19 protein-coding genes are annotated in these 16,922 nt (G+C 54.0%); 8 read left to right on the plus strand and 11 right to left on the minus strand.

Annotation, left to right across the window (positions count from 1 at the left end; all coding sequences use genetic code 11):
- Nucleotides 1–2: 2 nt before the first annotated feature.
- Genes ABS758_RS14325 through ABS758_RS14335 form a run of 3 tightly spaced genes read right to left on the minus strand, consistent with a single transcriptional unit; the run spans nt 3 to nt 2,593 of the window.
- Nucleotides 3–860, minus strand: a complete 858-nt coding sequence (locus ABS758_RS14325; protein WP_350383984.1) for a TPM domain-containing protein — start codon at nt 858–860, stop codon at nt 3–5.
- Complete coding sequence (locus ABS758_RS14330) at nt 857–1,489, minus strand: LemA family protein (RefSeq protein ID WP_350383983.1); 633 nt, start codon at nt 1,487–1,489, stop codon at nt 857–859. The genes ABS758_RS14325 and ABS758_RS14330 overlap by 4 nt, the downstream gene beginning before the upstream one ends.
- A 36-nt stretch (nt 1,490–1,525) precedes the next feature.
- Nucleotides 1,526–2,593 (minus strand): YncE family protein, encoded by a 1,068-nt coding sequence (locus ABS758_RS14335; RefSeq protein WP_350383982.1) that lies wholly within the window; start codon nt 2,591–2,593, stop codon nt 1,526–1,528.
- A gap of 692 nt (nt 2,594–3,285) precedes the next feature.
- Between ABS758_RS14335 and ABS758_RS14340 the strand changes: the two genes are divergently transcribed.
- Together ABS758_RS14340 and ABS758_RS14345 are read left to right on the plus strand one after the other, a co-directional pair.
- Nucleotides 3,286–3,618 carry a hypothetical protein gene (locus ABS758_RS14340; RefSeq protein WP_350383981.1) on the plus strand — a complete coding sequence of 111 codons (333 nt, stop codon included), beginning with the start codon at nt 3,286–3,288 and terminating at the stop codon, nt 3,616–3,618.
- A 133-nt stretch (nt 3,619–3,751) separates the two neighbouring features.
- Nucleotides 3,752–4,597, plus strand: a complete 846-nt coding sequence (locus ABS758_RS14345) for a DUF4396 domain-containing protein (RefSeq protein WP_350383979.1) — start codon at nt 3,752–3,754, stop codon at nt 4,595–4,597.
- On the opposite strand, the gene dsbD is transcribed toward ABS758_RS14345, so the two are convergent.
- Entirely contained in the window at nt 4,581–6,533 is a 1,953-nt protein-coding gene (gene dsbD / locus ABS758_RS14350) for a protein-disulfide reductase DsbD (protein WP_350383978.1), read from the minus strand. The genes ABS758_RS14345 and dsbD overlap by 17 nt on opposite strands.
- Nucleotides 6,534–6,867: 334 nt before the next feature.
- On the opposite strand from dsbD, the gene ABS758_RS14355 reads away from it, so the two are divergent.
- The gene (locus ABS758_RS14355; protein ID WP_350383977.1) at nt 6,868–7,284 is read left to right on the plus strand and encodes a DUF411 domain-containing protein; all 417 of its coding nucleotides are present in this window, start codon (nt 6,868–6,870) and stop codon (nt 7,282–7,284) included.
- 1 nt (nt 7,285) lies between these two features.
- Complete coding sequence (locus tag ABS758_RS14360; RefSeq protein WP_350383976.1) at nt 7,286–7,651, plus strand: hypothetical protein; 366 nt, start codon at nt 7,286–7,288, stop codon at nt 7,649–7,651.
- Between the two features lie 120 nt (nt 7,652–7,771).
- Here ABS758_RS14360 and ABS758_RS14365 read toward each other — a convergent pair whose 3' ends face one another.
- The 3 genes from ABS758_RS14365 to ABS758_RS14375 are packed head-to-tail and all read right to left on the minus strand — an operon-like array spanning nt 7,772 to nt 8,996.
- Complete coding sequence (locus tag ABS758_RS14365) at nt 7,772–8,179, minus strand: hypothetical protein (protein ID WP_350389114.1); 408 nt, start codon at nt 8,177–8,179, stop codon at nt 7,772–7,774.
- A 5-nt stretch (nt 8,180–8,184) separates the two neighbouring features.
- Nucleotides 8,185–8,541, minus strand: a complete 357-nt coding sequence (locus tag ABS758_RS14370) for a hypothetical protein (RefSeq protein ID WP_350383974.1) — start codon at nt 8,539–8,541, stop codon at nt 8,185–8,187.
- A gap of 17 nt (nt 8,542–8,558) precedes the next feature.
- Nucleotides 8,559–8,996, minus strand: a complete 438-nt coding sequence (locus ABS758_RS14375) for a cupin domain-containing protein (protein WP_350383972.1) — start codon at nt 8,994–8,996, stop codon at nt 8,559–8,561.
- A gap of 210 nt (nt 8,997–9,206) precedes the next feature.
- Between ABS758_RS14375 and ABS758_RS14380 the strand changes: the two genes are divergently transcribed.
- The 4 genes from ABS758_RS14380 to ABS758_RS14395 are packed head-to-tail and all read left to right on the plus strand — an operon-like array spanning nt 9,207 to nt 13,995.
- The gene (locus tag ABS758_RS14380; protein ID WP_350383970.1) at nt 9,207–9,893 is read left to right on the plus strand and encodes a heavy metal response regulator transcription factor; all 687 of its coding nucleotides are present in this window, start codon (nt 9,207–9,209) and stop codon (nt 9,891–9,893) included.
- Between the two features lie 3 nt (nt 9,894–9,896).
- Nucleotides 9,897–11,357 carry a Cu(+)/Ag(+) sensor histidine kinase gene (locus tag ABS758_RS14385; RefSeq protein WP_350383969.1) on the plus strand — a complete coding sequence of 487 codons (1,461 nt, stop codon included), beginning with the start codon at nt 9,897–9,899 and terminating at the stop codon, nt 11,355–11,357.
- Between the two features lie 34 nt (nt 11,358–11,391).
- Nucleotides 11,392–12,018 (plus strand): LemA family protein, encoded by a 627-nt coding sequence (locus ABS758_RS14390; protein ID WP_350383967.1) that lies wholly within the window; start codon nt 11,392–11,394, stop codon nt 12,016–12,018.
- Nucleotides 12,019–12,045: 27 nt separating this feature from the next.
- Entirely contained in the window at nt 12,046–13,995 is a 1,950-nt protein-coding gene (locus tag ABS758_RS14395; protein WP_350383966.1) for a M48 family metallopeptidase, read from the plus strand.
- A gap of 110 nt (nt 13,996–14,105) precedes the next feature.
- Here the strand turns inward: ABS758_RS14395 and ABS758_RS14400 are convergent, their stop codons facing one another.
- The 4 genes from ABS758_RS14400 to ABS758_RS14415 form a co-directional block, all read right to left on the minus strand.
- Entirely contained in the window at nt 14,106–14,591 is a 486-nt protein-coding gene (locus ABS758_RS14400) for a c-type cytochrome (RefSeq protein ID WP_350383964.1), read from the minus strand.
- Nucleotides 14,592–14,638: 47 nt separating this feature from the next.
- Complete coding sequence (locus ABS758_RS14405) at nt 14,639–15,250, minus strand: M23 family metallopeptidase (RefSeq protein WP_350383963.1); 612 nt, start codon at nt 15,248–15,250, stop codon at nt 14,639–14,641.
- Between the two features lie 168 nt (nt 15,251–15,418).
- Nucleotides 15,419–15,886 (minus strand): DUF302 domain-containing protein, encoded by a 468-nt coding sequence (locus tag ABS758_RS14410; protein WP_350383961.1) that lies wholly within the window; start codon nt 15,884–15,886, stop codon nt 15,419–15,421.
- 10 nt (nt 15,887–15,896) lie between these two features.
- Nucleotides 15,897–16,391, minus strand: a complete 495-nt coding sequence (locus ABS758_RS14415; protein WP_350383960.1) for a hypothetical protein — start codon at nt 16,389–16,391, stop codon at nt 15,897–15,899.
- Between the last annotated feature and the right edge of the window lie 531 nt (nt 16,392–16,922).

A 16,922-nucleotide genomic window follows, 5' to 3' on the forward strand; every position in this document is an offset into this window, starting at 1 on the left:
AGTCACCACCTGCCCGACGCGCCACCGCCACCGAAGCCACCACCGCCGCCGCCAAAGCCGCTGCCACGATGACCACGGCCGCCGCGGTATAGGCCGCTCAACCCATGCAGGGCCCGCCCGCCACCCATCAAGGTGAACAGCAGCGCAGCAATGGCAGAAAAAAGTGCGATCGATAGTGTACCGGCCATGAGCCATGCCACGATGCCAACCGCACCGCCCGTGACGACGGCGCCCGATACTTTACCTATCGCCGAGCGCAGCGCACCACCAAGGGCGAGGGCGACGATGAACAAAACCGGGCCATAGCGCTGGATATCATCCTGGGCAGTAGGGCCCTTGCCCTTTGGCTCTGGCAAGGCCTCTGCGTTGACGATACGGATAATCTGCCCAACCCCGGCGGTGATGCCGCCGTAGAAGTCCTGCTGCCTGAATCGTGGCAGGATGAGCTCGCTGATAATGCGCTTGGCTGTGATATCCGTGAGTGCACCTTCCAGGCCGTAGCCGACCTCGATGCGCACCGCGCGGTCGTCTTTGGCGACCACGAGAATGGCGCCGTCGTCAACCTTTTTGCGTCCGAGCTTCCATTGCTCGGCAACGCGTAACGAGAACTGCTCGATCTCCTCGGGCGCCGTCGAAGCGACGATCAGTACTGCGAGTTGCGAGCCTTTCCTCGCTTCGAACTCGGTCAGTGATTGCTCTAGCGTGGACGTCTGCTGCGCGTTGAGCGTCCCGGTCTGGTCGGTAACGTGCCCCGTCAGTGGTGGCACGGGCACCTGCGCTATGGCAAGCGCGCTCCAGACGAGCGAACCGGCCAGCAGCAGGGCGCCGACAACCCGGCCTGCCGTCTCGCCAATAGTCAACGCGCCGCCCCGGACGCTGCCGGTATCGCGCCCCCAGCGGGCTTCTCAAAGCTGACGCTGGGTGGTTTTGATATTTCCTTCTCATTATCGACAGTGAAGTTGGGCTTTTCCTTGTAGCCAAACAACATTGCAGTCAGATTGGAAGGAAAGGTTCGTACCGTCACGTTGTAGTCCTGTACAGACTTGATATAGCGATTGCGCGCCACCGTGATGCGGTTCTCGGTGCCTTCCAACTGCGCCGACAGGTCGCGAAACCCTTGATTGGTCCGTAGGTTCGGATAGCTCTCCGAGACAGCCATGAGCCGCGACAGCGCACCCGTCAGTTGGCCCTGTGCTTGTTGGAACTTCTGGAAGGCTTCGGGGTTGTTGACCAACTCGGCAGTGGCCTGAATCGAGGTGGCCTTTGAGCGCGCCTCAATCACTTGGGTCAATGTGTCCTGCTCGAAGCTCGCCTCACCCTTGACCGTGTTAACCAGGTTAGGGACCAGGTCCGCGCGGCGTTGGTACTGATTGACCACTTCTGACCAACTCGCCTTGACTTGCTCGTCTGTGCTCTGGAATGTGTTGTAGCCGCAGCCGGCAAGGCTCAGGGCCAGTATCGCCGCAAAAATGGCCTTCAGTATCCGCATGTTCGGGTCTCCGTGTGAGGGGGCTGGGAATTGGGCTTACGGAATGGACCGATAGGTAATGCCGTTAGGGTTGGGCCCCACCCGATATGTTGCGACGACTTCTTGTGTGCTGGTGTCTATCGCGCTGACCGTGTCATCCTTATTGTTTGTGACAAAGACAAAGTCACCATCACTGCTGGCGACTACCCCATGGGCGCCCATGCCCGTGATCACCGTGTCCTGAACGCTTTGGTTTTTTACATTAATGACAGAGACCGTGTTGTCGGGCTCGCTCTCGCTGCCCTGATTGGCGACATAAACTTTGCTGCCATCTGCGGTTGTGTATAGCTGGATAGGATTGCGTCCAACCTTTATTCGCTTGACCATCTGTCTGGTGGCGGTGTCGATGATCGCCACACTATTTTCATCGCGCAGCGATACATAGACCTGTGCGCCATCAGGCGTAAAGGCAACTTGAACCGGGGCTTTGCCAACAGGGATGCGTGCAGATTCTTTGAGGCTTTGGGTATTTATAACGGACACACTGTTATCGATGGCGTTTGCGATATACAGTTCTTGGCCGTTTGGGCTCAGACGCAGGCCGTGAGGAAAATCTCCAGTGGGAATTTCGGCGATGATTTTCTTTTGCTGAATGTCAACGACCGAGACCTGATTGGCCTCCGAGTTGGTGATATAGGCGCGATCACCCTTTTCGCTCGTGACAACATGAGCAGGGTGGCCCCCCGAGGGCAGCGTCGCTAATGTCTTGTCGATCTGGCTAGCATCGATTAATAGTAATTTGGCGCCGTTACCGTTTTCAGAACTGGCGTGCGCGTCGGTCTTTTTATCGGCTTGGTTATTGCCCATACCGTGCCCGGCCATACCGGTCATCGCTGGCATGCCAACGGCAAGAACGGTCTTACCATCAGGGGAGATCTGGACATTATGCGGAATGACAGATACCTTCGCGGTGCGTACAGCACCGGTGCGCAAGGTGATCTCACTAACCGAGCCATCGCCTTCATTGGCGCTGTACACAACGCCATTCGGTAGCGTGGCGGCTTGAAGTGCGCCGGCGGCCAAGGCGAGGGCAATTGAAACAAAAAGAGGGCGTATTTTAAGCATTGTCGGATCTCCGATTCGAAACGGTTGTATACATTAAAAAGGATGTCATTGAACGACAGCAGCAGCGCTGCATATCGAACACTTTATCGATCTACCCCTGACGGGTCGATGACACGGTAATTACAATTTTGTAATGTGGCGATATTGATCGACTTTATCGATATGGAAGTACTCATGGCATCGTGCATACTGCGCCACGCGCTAGCGCCACATTACAATTCAATAGTTACCAGAAGGGCCGAAAAAGCGCGAAGCGCTTGATCATCTGCATTGTTTGCCGTCACGTCAGTTTGCAGCAGGCATCCACCTGAAAAACGCGCCCGGAGTCAACAACCACATCATCGCCAAACACCGAAGAGTGGATTACCGGGAAGCTCAGACATGTACGGCAAGAAAAGCTTTATGTGCGCAACCGAACAGACGAGTTCACGGCAATTTCATAGCATGATTCGTCAGTCGCAAGTCGACACGTGCGCAGTGCAAACTGCTCAGGGCTTCCAGGAGAATTCATCATGAATCAGACAGTCGAGTCGTGGCGCGGGCGGGGCATCGGTATGTGACGTATCGCCTTCGGAATTGTCTGGGCAATTGACGCCGCGTTCAAGTGGCAACCGGCCTTCCAAAAGGGCTTCATTAGTTATTTGACAGGTGCGCTTGACGGGCAACCCACGTTGGTGAAGGACTGGATTGGCTTGTGGATCGATATTGTGAAAGTCAATCCGCACGTCTTCGCGCTCATCGTCACGGGGGCTGAAACGGCGCTCGCAGTCGCACTCATCCTCGGCGTGTTCAGCAATATCGCCAATCTGGGTGGCGTTATGCTCGCGTTCGTCATCTGGTCCACCGCCGAGGGCTTCGGTGGTCCCTACAAGGCTGGGTCGACCGACATTGGTGGCTCAATCATCTACATTCTTATGTTCGTTGGATTGTTCCTTTCGCAGTCGGGCCTGCGTCTCGGTCTCGACCGCCGCCTAACGCCAATACCTGGCCGTTGGGGCTGGCTCGCCTCTGGTCCGCCTAGGTAGATTCTGGTTCTGACGCAGAGGCCGGTCATGGAATTTATTATCATAATGCCGGAAATCGATCCAGTCTGCGGGATGAAATTAGGTCTCGCCAGGTCGCAGCACCGCTTCGAGCGCAGTAACGGGAAGGAACGCGATGTTAAACGGAGTGATGCTCCTTTGGTTTGTATTGACGGCGATGGCGCTCGGCTTTGTCGCGATCGACATACGCAAAGCGCCGGTACCGCCAGTAATGAAATGGGGGTTTGTTCTTCTGACTGCCTACACCGGGCCGATTGGGGCATTCCTTTACGTCCTGGGATGCCGGGAACCGTTACCCGGTCTCCATGAGCGCTATATTGCTACGCGCTGGCGCCAAGTACTCGGCTCCACGATGCATTGCGTCGCGGGCGATGGCGTCGGAATACTTGCCGGCGCGGTGGTTGCTTCGTATTTGACCCTGAATCGCCCTCTCGAAATTGCGCTTGAGTACGGGCTGGGGTTCGGGTTCGGCTGGACGATCTTTCAGGCGCTATTCATGCGCGATACGGCCGGTGGCTCTTATCGACGCGCGCTTGCAACCACCTTCTTGCCTGAGTTCCTTTCGATGAATCTGGTCATGACGGGGATGATGTTGGTTGCATCGTTGGGGCGGATCGCGATCGGTGGAAGATTCAGCCCGTTGACGCCGGAATTCTGGTTTGTCATGAGCATGGCGCTGCTTTCCGGCTTCCTCACCGCCTATCCAATCAATTGGTGGCTAGTCGCCAAGGGACTCAAACACGGGATGATGACAGTGCGTCATCCCGTGGCCGCACACGACGCAGGCGTTCCGTCACATCCCACGCCCCCACCAGTGCTCGCCTCGTCAAATGAAGGCCATGCGGACCACGTCAAGGTTTCACGCAAGCAGATCGCCTGGATGACTATCTTGTCGATCGCTGTTTTCGCGCTCGCTTTCGTCGCCCAAGCTTACAGTTTCGTAATCAATATGAAGGGATAGCCGAGTCCAACGACTTTAGGAATTGTTTTGGCGATTGAAAGCCGATGATTTGAAAATCGATTTGCTTGCCTTTCTTATCAAAGAAAATGATCCCGGGAGGCCCAAAAAGTGCGAAGCGCTTAAGTAACGCTTGATCATCTGTGTTGTTTGCCGTCACATCGGCTTTCAGGAGGATCACATTTTGCAAGCGATTTTTGACTATTGGGTCGGTAAAGGTGAAACGGTCCATTTCCTTACACGATATACACCATTCCGCCCAAAAATCGAGCATCACGTAACGGCCGTCCGCCGCCTGCAATTGTGACTCCAGGTCGGCCAGGCTCTTGATAGGCCTAAATGTAATTTCAGTCGTACCGCCGCCTACTGACGTGGTGGTATTTACGCTCCTGAGGGCAGCTAAGGGCTGCAGAACATCTCGGCTGCCTGAAAGACCCCCAACGAGTAGCGCAAGGCCAAGTGCCAAGGCAATGATCCCGACACCTTTTCCGAAACGCGTATATCCTGCCGAGCCCGCAGGCAAGGGATCCAAGGCCTTTAGATACATCGCCGATATGATGAGCAAAATTGCCCATAAGAGTAGATGCACCACGGCGGGAATCACCGGGGAGATGAGGTAAATGGCTACGGCCAACATGGTCACGCCAAAGAAGTACTGGACTGATTTCATCCATGGGCCGGCTTTTGGCAGCAAAACACCGGCGCTCGTGCCAAAGATCATGAGCGGTACACCCATGCCGATCGAGAGCGAGAAAAGCGCCATACCGCCGACCACAGCGTCACCTGTTTGCCCAATGTAGAGTAGAGCGCCTGCCAGGGGCGCAGCCACGCAAGGACCCACAATCACGGCAGACAGCACGCCCATCAAAAAGACGCCGAACAGCTTGCCGCCGGGTGAGCGGTTGGCTGCGTAGGTCAAACGGCTTTGGATCGCAGCGGGCATCTGCAACTGGTAAAAACCGAACATGGATAGCGCGAGTAATACAAAGACTATCGCGAAGCCGCCCAGGACCCACGGGTTTTGCAGATAGGCCGACAACATCGTACCGGCAAGTCCGGCCGCGACGCCCGCTAGCGTGTATGTCATGGCCATGGCAAGCACATAGACCAACGAGAGGCCAAAGGCATGGCGTCGCGTGGTGTGCCGACCCTGCCCGACGATAATCCCCGACAAAATTGGGATCATGGGAAGCATGCACGGGGTAAAGGCCAAAATTAAGCCAAAGCCAAAAAATGCGGCAACTAATGCCCACATATTGCCTTGTGCGAACAAATTACCGATTATGCTGGTCTCTGATAGGTTGGTGCTGGATTGCAGTTCACGAATATCAGGCGGAGCAGCTTGCGCCGTGGGAGCCGTGCGAGTTGAAGTAGCGGGGACATTCGCTTGGACCAGTGGCACCGTGAGCGTCTTCTCTATGGGCGGATAACAAACGCCTGACGGGTCATTACAACCCTGATAGGACGCGAACAAGGTCAAGGATTGTTGGGGTGCACCATCAGTCGGTCGGTTGAGCGAAATAACGGCTTCTATCGGTTCGTAGTAAACCTCTTCTTCTCCGAAAGTCGGATCGTCCTTAAGCTTGCCGGAGGGTAACGATGTGCTGGCAATCGTCATGTCCGAAGAATCCGGGAGGCTGAACGCTATACGGCTACGGTATAAGTAGTAGCCCTTGGCGGGAGTCAGCGTGGCGACTAGGGTGTTGAAATCTCGCGCTATGACCGAAATCTGAAATGCCTTCTCGGGCGGCAACAGATCTGGTTCCGAGGGCGAATCACCAAAAAAACCTGTTATCGATTTGAAAAGGCCTTTTGAGGAGATGGGGGCCTGCGTTTGTGTACTACTATAGCCAGGCGAAACGTCACGAGGCAGTTCGTGGCTGGCACCATACGCCCACGACGAGACCAGTAAGAGAAGGGTGGCAATTAATCGTGTCATGTTCACATAAAGTATTGCTGAGTAGCCAAGCAATGGCTTCCCGACTCGAACTCCTTGGGCGGAATATGAATAAGCGATAGGTGATGCAGTGTAGTGTCCTCTTGCTGTCAATTCGATTACATCTTCATTACATGTTTGTAATGAATTACAGAGATGACAGAGATGTAATGCGTGTGCAATCTGCCTGACAGTCGTCGGCAGTTACAGTAGGCGCATCATCACTTCTTCACATTATCGGGTAGATGGCAACGAAGGTTCACAAGACCGCAGCAAAGCTATCTAATAGCTGAGCAATCAGAGGTTAAAATATTACGTTCTCTTTGGAGTATGTCTCATGAAATTATGGCTAGTAGCGGTCGCCCTGGTGGCCACTTCATCTTTTGCGCATGCCGCCGACAAGGCTATCACTGTATATCAGGACCCCAACTGTGGCTGCTGCTCGGGCTGGGTCGAGCATATGCGGGATGCGGGTTTTGAAGTAAAGGCCATAAAGACCGCTGACATGGTTTCAGTCAAGCAAAAGTTAGGCGTGCCAATGAAGCTGAGCTCGTGTCATACCGGCGTGGTAGGCGGCACAGGACAGATAATCGAGGGGCATGTGCCCGCCAATGTCGTGCGCAAACTCTTGGCCGATTCCTCCGTAAAGGGCATTTCGGCGCCCGGCATGCCGCTGAATGCGCCAGGAATGGGCGAACTTAACGGCAATCTGATCACCGTTGATTTTTCTGGTAAGGAATTTTCCCGCGACTAAAATGAAGCTCTCAAAGTGGGTGGAAGTCGACCTCCTCATCTTTGCATTTCTCATCAATTTTGTCTGGGAAATGCTGCAGATGCCGCTTTTTTCCTATCCTCCGGATGCATCTTTGGCGCAGATCAATCTTGCCTGCATCCAGGCATCTATGGGCGATGCGGTAATGATGGTCATCGCTTTTTGGTTTGTTGCGCTCTTGCAAAAGAGCAGGGGATGGTTTCTTCACCCTTCGGTGCGATCACTTATGTGGTTCCTTTTGCCGGGGATAATGATGACTATTGTGTTTGAAGCCATAGCAACCGGACCGCTTCAACGCGGACCTATGCGGACTCGATGCCTGTTCTGCCCGTCCTTGGCACCGGATTAGCGCCACTTGGACAATGGCTGGTGCTTCCGCTAGCCGTCATTTTCCTCTTAAGGCGTCAAGGGTGGGGTAGGGCTGGATAGGTCTTGCATCACCTAGATACGCCGCCTGTGTATCGATAGCTCATGAATACCACCGCAAAAAAGCGGCGGCGGTCAGTGCGACAATAGCCAGTGCAGCGAGTATCTGCCATGTGATGGTGGCGCGTCGGTCTGCGTACAGGTCACGCGCCCGCAGCGATAGGGCGGTAAGCACGAGCGCCGTAATCGCGCACACGATCTTGACGATTAGCGCCACGATGGCAATACCATGAATATCAGGCAGCTGGCTGTAAAAGTAAAGGCTCACCAGCCCAAACAAAGTACCACTGACGATCTGTGCCACCCACCCCGAGAAGGTCAACCACAGCATGCCGCGCTCATGTTTGGGTCGGCCGGTGATCAGGCAATACAGCGGCCCAGCAACCACGATTACTGCTCCGAAGTTGTGGACAACCTGGGTCAGCGCATATACAAGGTTTTGCCAGTTCAAAGCGCCTATCCAACGTTAATGTTGACGCAATCCTCGGCGCCAGTAGAGACATGAGCTCTGTTGGCCACCTTGATGCAGACGGCATGCTTTCCTGGTGACAGATCCATATTACCAAGCGTGAAGCCGCCCTTGAGCTGGCGTGTTTGTCCAACCAGCTCACCATCTACGTAGACGTGAAGATGGTCGACCTCAGGTCCAGGCGCTGCGCTGAAAACAAGTTCGTTCGGATTTTTGACCTTGAGTGTCACGCCTTCCTTCTGTGAGGCAGCGATGGTCCCGGTGGCGCCCAGGCTGGGCGACACGAATAAGGTCGATCCTGAGACCAAAGCGACAAATAATGCCAATGCTCGGGCAGATATCATGTTAATTCCAAAATTTGTTATTGACCCTTGGGTGTATCCCAGATGACGAGGTCATGGTCATTGCTATCTGCAACGAAGATGGCCAGCATTTTTGCAGGTTCAGTTTCGCTTGCGTTTTCACTAACGACATGGTGATCACCCGGCTTCTCAGACCAGCTCTCGCCAGCACGAAAGACCGTCTCCTTGCCATCGTTGACCTGGCTGCGAATTGCGCCTGACAGGACGTAGGCGAGAACGAATGCAGCGCCGTGGCGATGTGGTGGGGATTTGACGCCTGGCGCGTAGTCCACAATGACTCCGGTCAGTGATTTACCCGGAGCGTTTGCAATGGCCTGCTGGAACGCTTGTGTGATGGTTTGACCTTGCTGAGCAGGCTCGGCTGCCAGGATTGCAGGGCTTGCAGTGGTCAAGAAGGTGATAACCGAGACAGCCAAGGTTAAAGTTCGTATACTCATTTTCTCGCCTCTTATGCATGACTTTATGCGCTTCGAGTTCGAGGATAGGCGCTTTTTATTGAAAACGCACATTACAATTTTGTAATCCCTTCGTCATCGTGCCGTCAGGCGTGCGTGAGTAGAGTCTTACGTGAGTCCTGACGATTTCTGGTTAGGGCGCTGTGCCTTTGAGTCGGGCGCAGCACAGAAGAGCGTCACAGGAGCGATTACATGAAACTGCTCATTGTCGAAGATGAGATAAAAACCGGCGACTACGTGTGCCAGGGCCTGATGGAATCTGGCTTTGTGGTCGATCTCGCCCGGACGGGCCTGGACGGGCGCCACCTTGCCCTGACAGAGCTCTATGACTTGATCGTTCTCGATGTCATGCTCCCAGACGTCGATGGTTGGCGTATCCTCCAAGCCTTGCGCGAGGCAAAGTCCTCGACTCCAGTGCTTTTTTTGACAGCGCGTGATAGTGTGGAGGATCGTGTCAAAGGCCTGGAGCTCGGTGCCGACGACTATCTGATCAAACCCTTTGCGTTTTCAGAGCTGCTTGCGCGAGTACGCACGTTACTGCGTCGGGGCACCACGCCAGTTTTCAATGATCAGTTGCAAGTGGCTGACCTCGTGCTGGATATCCCGCGCAGGCAGGCAAGACGCAAGGAAGTGCGTATCAATCTGACGAACAAGGAGTTCGCACTTTTGGAGCTTTTGGTACGGCGTCAGGGTGAGGTCTTGCCGCGCTCCCTGATCGCGTCCCAGGTATGGGATATGAATTTTGACAGCGATACCAATGTGATCGATGTCGCGATTCGCCGCTTGCGCGCCAAGATCGATGAGGCCTTTGAGCCCAAGCTCATTCACACCGTGCGAGGGATGGGCTATATGCTTGACGTCAGCAGCGACATTATCTAAACCGTGGCACACCGTCCCGCCTCTCTCGTGCTGCGCTTGACCGTCTCCATTGGAGCGGTCATTACGGTGGTCTTGCTCATATTTGGCTGGACAGTTGAGCGGTCCATCAATGATCATTTTGTCCAACAAGATGTCGACGAACTCAATGCCGTCGTTCAAGCCTTGCAGCAATCGTTGTCATCGTATCCGGTAGACGAGGGGCCTGCAGCGCTTCGGCGTCGATTGGCCGCTGCCGTTTCGGGACATCATGATGCAGAGTACAGAATATCGGATGGGAGCGGTGCAGTGATCTATGCAACGCCTGAGTCGGACTTAGACGGATTTTCCCGCCTGCCATCGTCGGGGAATAAGGTTGATATCGGTTCGGTGAAAATATGGCAGGACAAGGGCCGGACCTATCGAGGAGCTGTAGCACAGCTCATGCCGCACGGTGCCCCCGACAACACGCCCTGGACTGTTGTCGTTGCGACGGGCATCGATTTTCATCTGCACTATCTTGAGAGCTTTCGCGATTATCTAAGGCTGATCACGCTCGCCGCCTGTCTTATTGCTATTTTGGCCATTTGGTTCGCAGTGTACCAAGGTCACGCGCCGATCCGGCGTATCAGTCGGGAAATGAGGCGCATCAAATCCGATCAATTGCATATTCGGCTCGCACCCGAGGCCGTGCCCGTCGAACTGACGGAGCTGGCCGTGTCGTTCAATGACATGCTCGATCGCATCGAAGGCGTCTTCCGCAGGCTCTCCAATTTTTCGGCAGATATTGCTCATGAACTGCGTACTCCGATCACTAATTTAATGACACAAACAGAAGTTGCTCTGTCTCAGGCGCGCAGCATCGAACAGTATCGCGAAGTTCTGTATTCCAATCTGGAGGAGTACGAGCGTATGGCAAAAATGGTGAGTGACATGCTGTTCTTGGCGCAAGCAGATAATAAATTGCTTAAACCCGAAATAGTCGACGTTGACCTTGCTACCGAAGTACTGAGTCTGTTCGACTACTTTGAGGCATGGGCCGAGGAACGCGCCGTGGCGCTCGCCTTGGATGGATCGGACGTGTGTGTGCAAGGTGACCGCCTGATGATTCGCCGTGCCTTGAGCAATCTGCTGTCTAACGCGATCCGCCACACTCCAAAAGGCGGTGCTGTCAGGGTCTCGGTGAGCTTGGCCGGCAACAAAGGGATGCTGCGGGTGGACAACCCGGCATCGACGATATCGCCCGAACATTTACCTCATCTTTTTGACCGATTCTATCGGCCTGATGCATCCAGGCAGCGCGGCGAGGACGGCGCGGGTCTTGGCCTGGCAATCGTCAAATCCATCGTTGAGGCGCATGGCGGATCAATTGACGCATTATCATCGGCGGATCTAATCACCTTCGAGATGACACTACCAATTGAGGCCATCTCGAAGGCAGCACGTACCTTATCCGCACAATCGAGATCAGATGCTAGTGAACGGTAAGCGCGACGAGACGACGCGTACATAGCATCCAAGGATGCTCAAAATTGAAAATAAGGTAAAAATTATGGATACTACATTGATCGTTATTCTGGTTGCTATTGCACTGATCGCTTTTTATGTGATCGCGATATTCAATAAGCTGGTTACGCTGAAAAATCGCTACCAGAACGCCTTTGCACAAATCGAGGTGCAATTAAAGCGGCGTTATGACCTGATACCCAATCTTATCGAGACCGCGAAGGGTTATATCAAGCATGAGCGTGAAACCCTGGAGGCCGTGGTTGAGGCACGCAATACGGCAAACAATATGTTGTCAACGGCGGCAGCTGATCCGGGCAATGCCCTGGCGATAAAGGGCCTGAGTGGCGCAGAAGGCAAACTGGCCGGCGCCATGATGAATTTTAATATGGTGATGGAGGCCTATCCGGATCTCAAGGCCAATCAAAACATGATGCAACTCAGTGAAGAACTGGTCTCCACCGAGAATAAAGTGTCATTCGCTCGGCAGGCCTTTAATGACCAGGTGATGGCCTACAACACCTATAAGCAGACGTTTCCTCCGGTCTTCTTTGCCGGGCGCTTTGGCCATGCACAGGATGCGACCCTGCTGGAGTTTGAAGATACGGCGGCCATACAGGCGGCACCAAAAGTCTCATTCTAATTACTGCGACTTATTCCGAAGGTCGAAATGAATTTCTTTGAATCACAAGACCGTGTGCACAAAAACACGTTTCGGCTGATCTTGCTGTTTGGTCTGGCCGTAGTCACATTGATTATTATGGCCAATCTCTTGGTCATGGTGGTGTTCGGCTATATCAACAGCCAGCAATTGCAAGACAGCGGGACACTGCTCCAGCAAATGGATTGGCGGACATTTGCCGCAATCAGCGCCGGTGTCGGTGTGGTCGTGCTGGCAGGTAGTCTGTACAAGATCATCGCTCTGTCGGGGGGTGGCAAGGTGGTTGCTGAATCGCTGGGCGGGCAATTAATTCCACAAAACACCAATGACTTGACGCAACGCAAATTGTTGAACGTGGTGGAGGAAATGGCCATCGCTTGTGGCACGCCAGCACCGCCCGTTTATCTGCTCGCCGATGAACCGGGTATTAATGCCTTTGCCGCTGGCTTCTCGCCACGCGACGCCGTCATCGGGGTGACCCAGGGGGCGATTGATCATCTAAGCCGTGATCAGCTGCAAGGTGTCATTGCTCATGAGTTCAGCCATATTTTTAATGGCGATATGCGGCTCAACATCCGTTTGATTGGCGTACTGAACGGCATCCTGATCCTCGGTATTATTGGCTACTATTTATTATATTCCACGTCTTATTCGCGGCGCAGTCGTAGTAGCGAAAAAGGGGCAGGCGGGATACAGGCACTGGCTATTGGGCTGATGGTCATCGGCTTTGCCGGCACCTTTTTTGGTGGCCTGATCAAGGCTGCGGTGAGTCGCCAACGGGAATACCTGGCGGATGCCTCGGCGGTTCAGTTTACCCGCAACCCGGACGGGATTGCGGGTGCGTTAAAGCGAATCGGCGGACTCGAGTTTGGATCCAAGGTAGAAAACCCTGGTGCCCCTGAAGTCAGTCATGCTTTTTTCGCCCAGGGTGTTTCGGGGTTCATGCAGGCCATGTCGGCCACACACCCGCCGCTGGCGAAACGCATCCTGCGTATTGATCCTCATTGGGACGGTAAGTTTTCGTCTTCTGATTTGCCTGACAAAGCCAGCTTGTGCCGGGAAGACGAAGCGGCCAGTAAAAGCGAAACCATGGCGCGCGAAGCACTCGCCAAAAATATTGCCGCTGTGGTTACCGGCGCGGCAATGGCCGATGTTTCGAATGCAATTGATCAAATCGGTAACCCGAAGCAGGAAACAATCGATCACGCCCGTTCACTGATAGCAGAATTACCCACCGTTATTATTGAAGCTGCCCGTGAACCTTATGGCGCCCGCGCGGTTATTTATTCCATGGTACTGGATCCGGGACAGCAAGTTCGTGACAGGCAACTGGCGCATTTGCAGTCGCATGCCGATGCCGATGTCCTGGCGTTAACGCACAAGCTGCTGTCGGCGATGGTGGGCCTGGATATTAGATACCGCCTACCACTGATTGATATCGCCATACCGGCACTAAAACAGTTGTCGCTCGATCAGTACCAAGCCTTCAGAGACAATCTGGTGGCATTGATTGAAATGGATTCCCGAGTTGATATGCTGGAGTGGTCTTTACAGAAAATTCTGTTTACCCATCTTAATGGACAATTTTTTAAGCTGGCGCACACAAAAGCGCGCTATTCCCACGTTGGTCAACTCAAACAGGAAATTGAGTTGGTCCTCTCGGTAATGGCCTATGCCGGTCAGCAGGATAAGACTGCCATTGAGGAAGCGTTTAGTGCCGCGACAAAAACGCTGGAAATCAGTGGGCTTCAATTAGTGATGAAAAATGAAATCAGTCTTTCCAGACTGGATCATTCCCTGGGAAAACTGGAAGAATTGAAACCCTTGGCCAAGCTACAACTACTAAAGGCCTGTGCCGCCAGCGCCCTGCGTGACCAGAGAGTTTCTGCGGTTGAAGTCGAACTATTGCGTGCCTTTTCAGATGTCCTGGGGTGTCCCATGCCGGCGGTAATCCTCTAGTGGTCCGTTTGATTTTTGTGTAGGATCACCAGTGAAGAGGTCGGTAGCACCACATAGTCCTTTGGCGTATTTGGTCAATCGTTGAGCAATATCCCGTGCCAGCCAGACATTTACTGCCTAGGTTGCAACGTAATTTCCTTTTGCGCGATCAGTGCTTTGGGTGGCCAAGAACTCTTGATATAAGCCAATACCGCTGCAATATCCGGGTCGCTCAATGAATTGCCGTAGGCCGGCATATCACTCACATATCCGGGGGGCGCAGTTTTACCGGGCACCAGGCCATTTTTGATGATGTCAATCAATACAGTGTCTGGATGGTGCCAGGTGTGTCCTGTTTTATCGTGTGGTGGCGCGGGCAAGCGCCCGTTTGCTTGGCGTATCCGCCAGTTGGCTTGGCCCTTCAGCTGTGCGCCGTGGCACGCAGCACAATTATTGGCGTAGATTTGCCGTCCAAGGGTCACGAGCGCCTGATCCGACGGGTCAATATAAGCCGGCTTTGAACTCGTCGACGACCCATACATGAACAAGCCGGTGCCGAGTGCCAAAATGCCAAACACACCAATGATCGCGACTGCTCTTTTTGCGGCTATCGTCATTAGAATTGTCCTTGCTGACTTTGTTGTATGGTCAATGTAGCGTGGAGCTACCGTTGTTCTGGTGGTAAAACTGCAGGTTCATTTTTGGTATAGCTGGCTAGCCGTCGCTTTTCGTCAATAGGATCTACCGGTCGATTGTTGACACGCAGCTCATAGTGCAGGTGAGAGCCACTGGACGTCCCGGTGGAGCCAACATACCCAATGATTTGCCCCTTTTCGATGTTTGCACCCTTCTTCAGGCTATTTTTGAAACGACTCTGGTGGGCGTAGACCGTGGAGTACATATTGTCATGCTTTATAAAAATTACTTTTCCATATCCGTTTTGGATGCCGATAAAGGATATCTTTCCCCGAGCCGTAGCACGGATGGGTGTGCCTTTCGGGGCAGGGTAATCAAGTCCTTGATGACCCGCCCACTTGCCCAAGACGGGATGAAGTCGATAACCAAATGCAGAGCTGATACGTGTGCGTTCGCTCAGCGGCGTGTCAAAAAATATCTTCTGCAGATTTCCCAACCGAGAATTCGCTTTATGCGAGTGTTGACCGAGTACATGAACCGGGTCATCAACGATAGAGGTTTGCCTGACCTCTGATGCAGCCGCAGCACCTACCAAAAGGTAACTGACGATAAGAAACAGGTTTTTTAATATCGTATACATGTCGCTTTGAGCGGATCAAACCGCGTCGTAGGATCAGGATGTTCGTGATCTAGTCGCTTGGTACAAATGGCGCTGTCGCAGTTCGTGAGGCGACTCGCACGGGCGTCTGCGCCGTTCGCTCGCACGCCGCCAGTCATAGAACACAATTGCGCCAAATGTGCGAATCCCTCAGCCATTGGCCGCCTGGGCCGCGCCGCTGGCTAGCGCGGATTTCACTCGTTCAAGTCGACTGCGCACCTCCTGGGCAATGCGCCCGACTTCTGGGTTCGAAGTCATTTTCAGCACCGCGACGGGGTCCATAAAGGCAACGACCAGGCGGCCGTCAGCCTCTTCACGAACAACGACGTTGCAGGGCAGCAGCAGGCCGATGTCGGGTTCAGCGTTCAGTGCGCTGTGGGCCAGCGGCGGATTGCACGCACCGAGGATAAGGTACGGTCGTCCGTCGATGCCGAGCTTGGCCTTCATCGTGGCCTGAACGTCGATCTGCGTCAGCACCCCGAAGCCTTCGACCTTTAACGCTGCGATGACACGCTCGACGGCGTGCGCGAAGTCCTGGCCGTCGATGTCACAATGAAAACCGTAGATGACTGTAGGTGGCTGTTGTGCGTTTGATTCCGTATCAGGTGAGGTATTCATGGCTGATCTCTCACTTTGTCGCCGGAACCGTCTGCAGGCGATCCGTCATCATTTGCATCATGGACTGCATCATGTCCATACGCTGCTCCATCATGGCTTGGCGAGCGGCCATATCTGCCGGTTTACCCGTCGCAGCGTCTGCGCCCATACCCATACCGCTACCCATCATGCTCATACCGCCCATGCTACTCATCATATTCATGCCACTCTGCATGAGCTTCATCTGCTTGGCCATCAGCGCACTGCGCTCCTCGGGCGTTTTTGCGGCCAGCATTTCATCGTGCATCCGCTGCATGGCCTTCATCTGGCTGGCATAGTCGGGGGCAGTGGTGCCCGCGCGCATACCTGTGCGCGGGTTGCCCGATTGCGCCTGAGCAACCTGGGCGACAGTGTCACGTGCGAGCTGAAGGCTGTCGGTTTGATCACCAGTTGCAGCCCAGGCCGACGCGGTCAGGGCTGCGCTGGTCAGAACGGCAATAGATACAAAGGTACGAACATAAGTCATGTTGAACTCCCGGTTAGTTAGAGACCGTTACGACTATGAGGGGCGGCGGTTAATAAGCGGCCGGCGCGTATATTACATTGATGTACAAGAGTTTAGCGCGGCGTTCATGTCGATCAGATGACGTCGCCATGACAATTTCGTAATGTAATGGTGCAACTTGGTTAGCTCGTTGCTTATCCGAGCTCATTCATGCGTCTGCTTTTTTCCCGCTTTCTCATCGTGTTCGCCGCAGTAGGAGCATCTCTCATCGGCTCGGTAGTAATTCTTATGCGAGAACCTCGGCAAGTCAGGCATGAACTTCATCATGACACAGCACCAGTAGACAGGTATTCCGGTTGCGCAAGAATGCTCCGCGGTCGATAAAGAGATGCGAGGCATGCAGCCGCATCTGGTTTAGTAGGGTATGACCCACGTAGGTCAATGACAGCCCCGGGTGCCAAGGCTTTCGGCTCACTGAATCACACCGGGTTTTGAGGAGGCTTCATTTCTTGAGAGAATGGAGCCATGAGCAAGAACAACAAGTTTTCCCCT

This window comes from Castellaniella sp. FW104-7C03 (genome assembly GCF_040276085.1).
Lineage (GTDB): Bacteria > Pseudomonadota > Gammaproteobacteria > Burkholderiales > Burkholderiaceae_B > Castellaniella.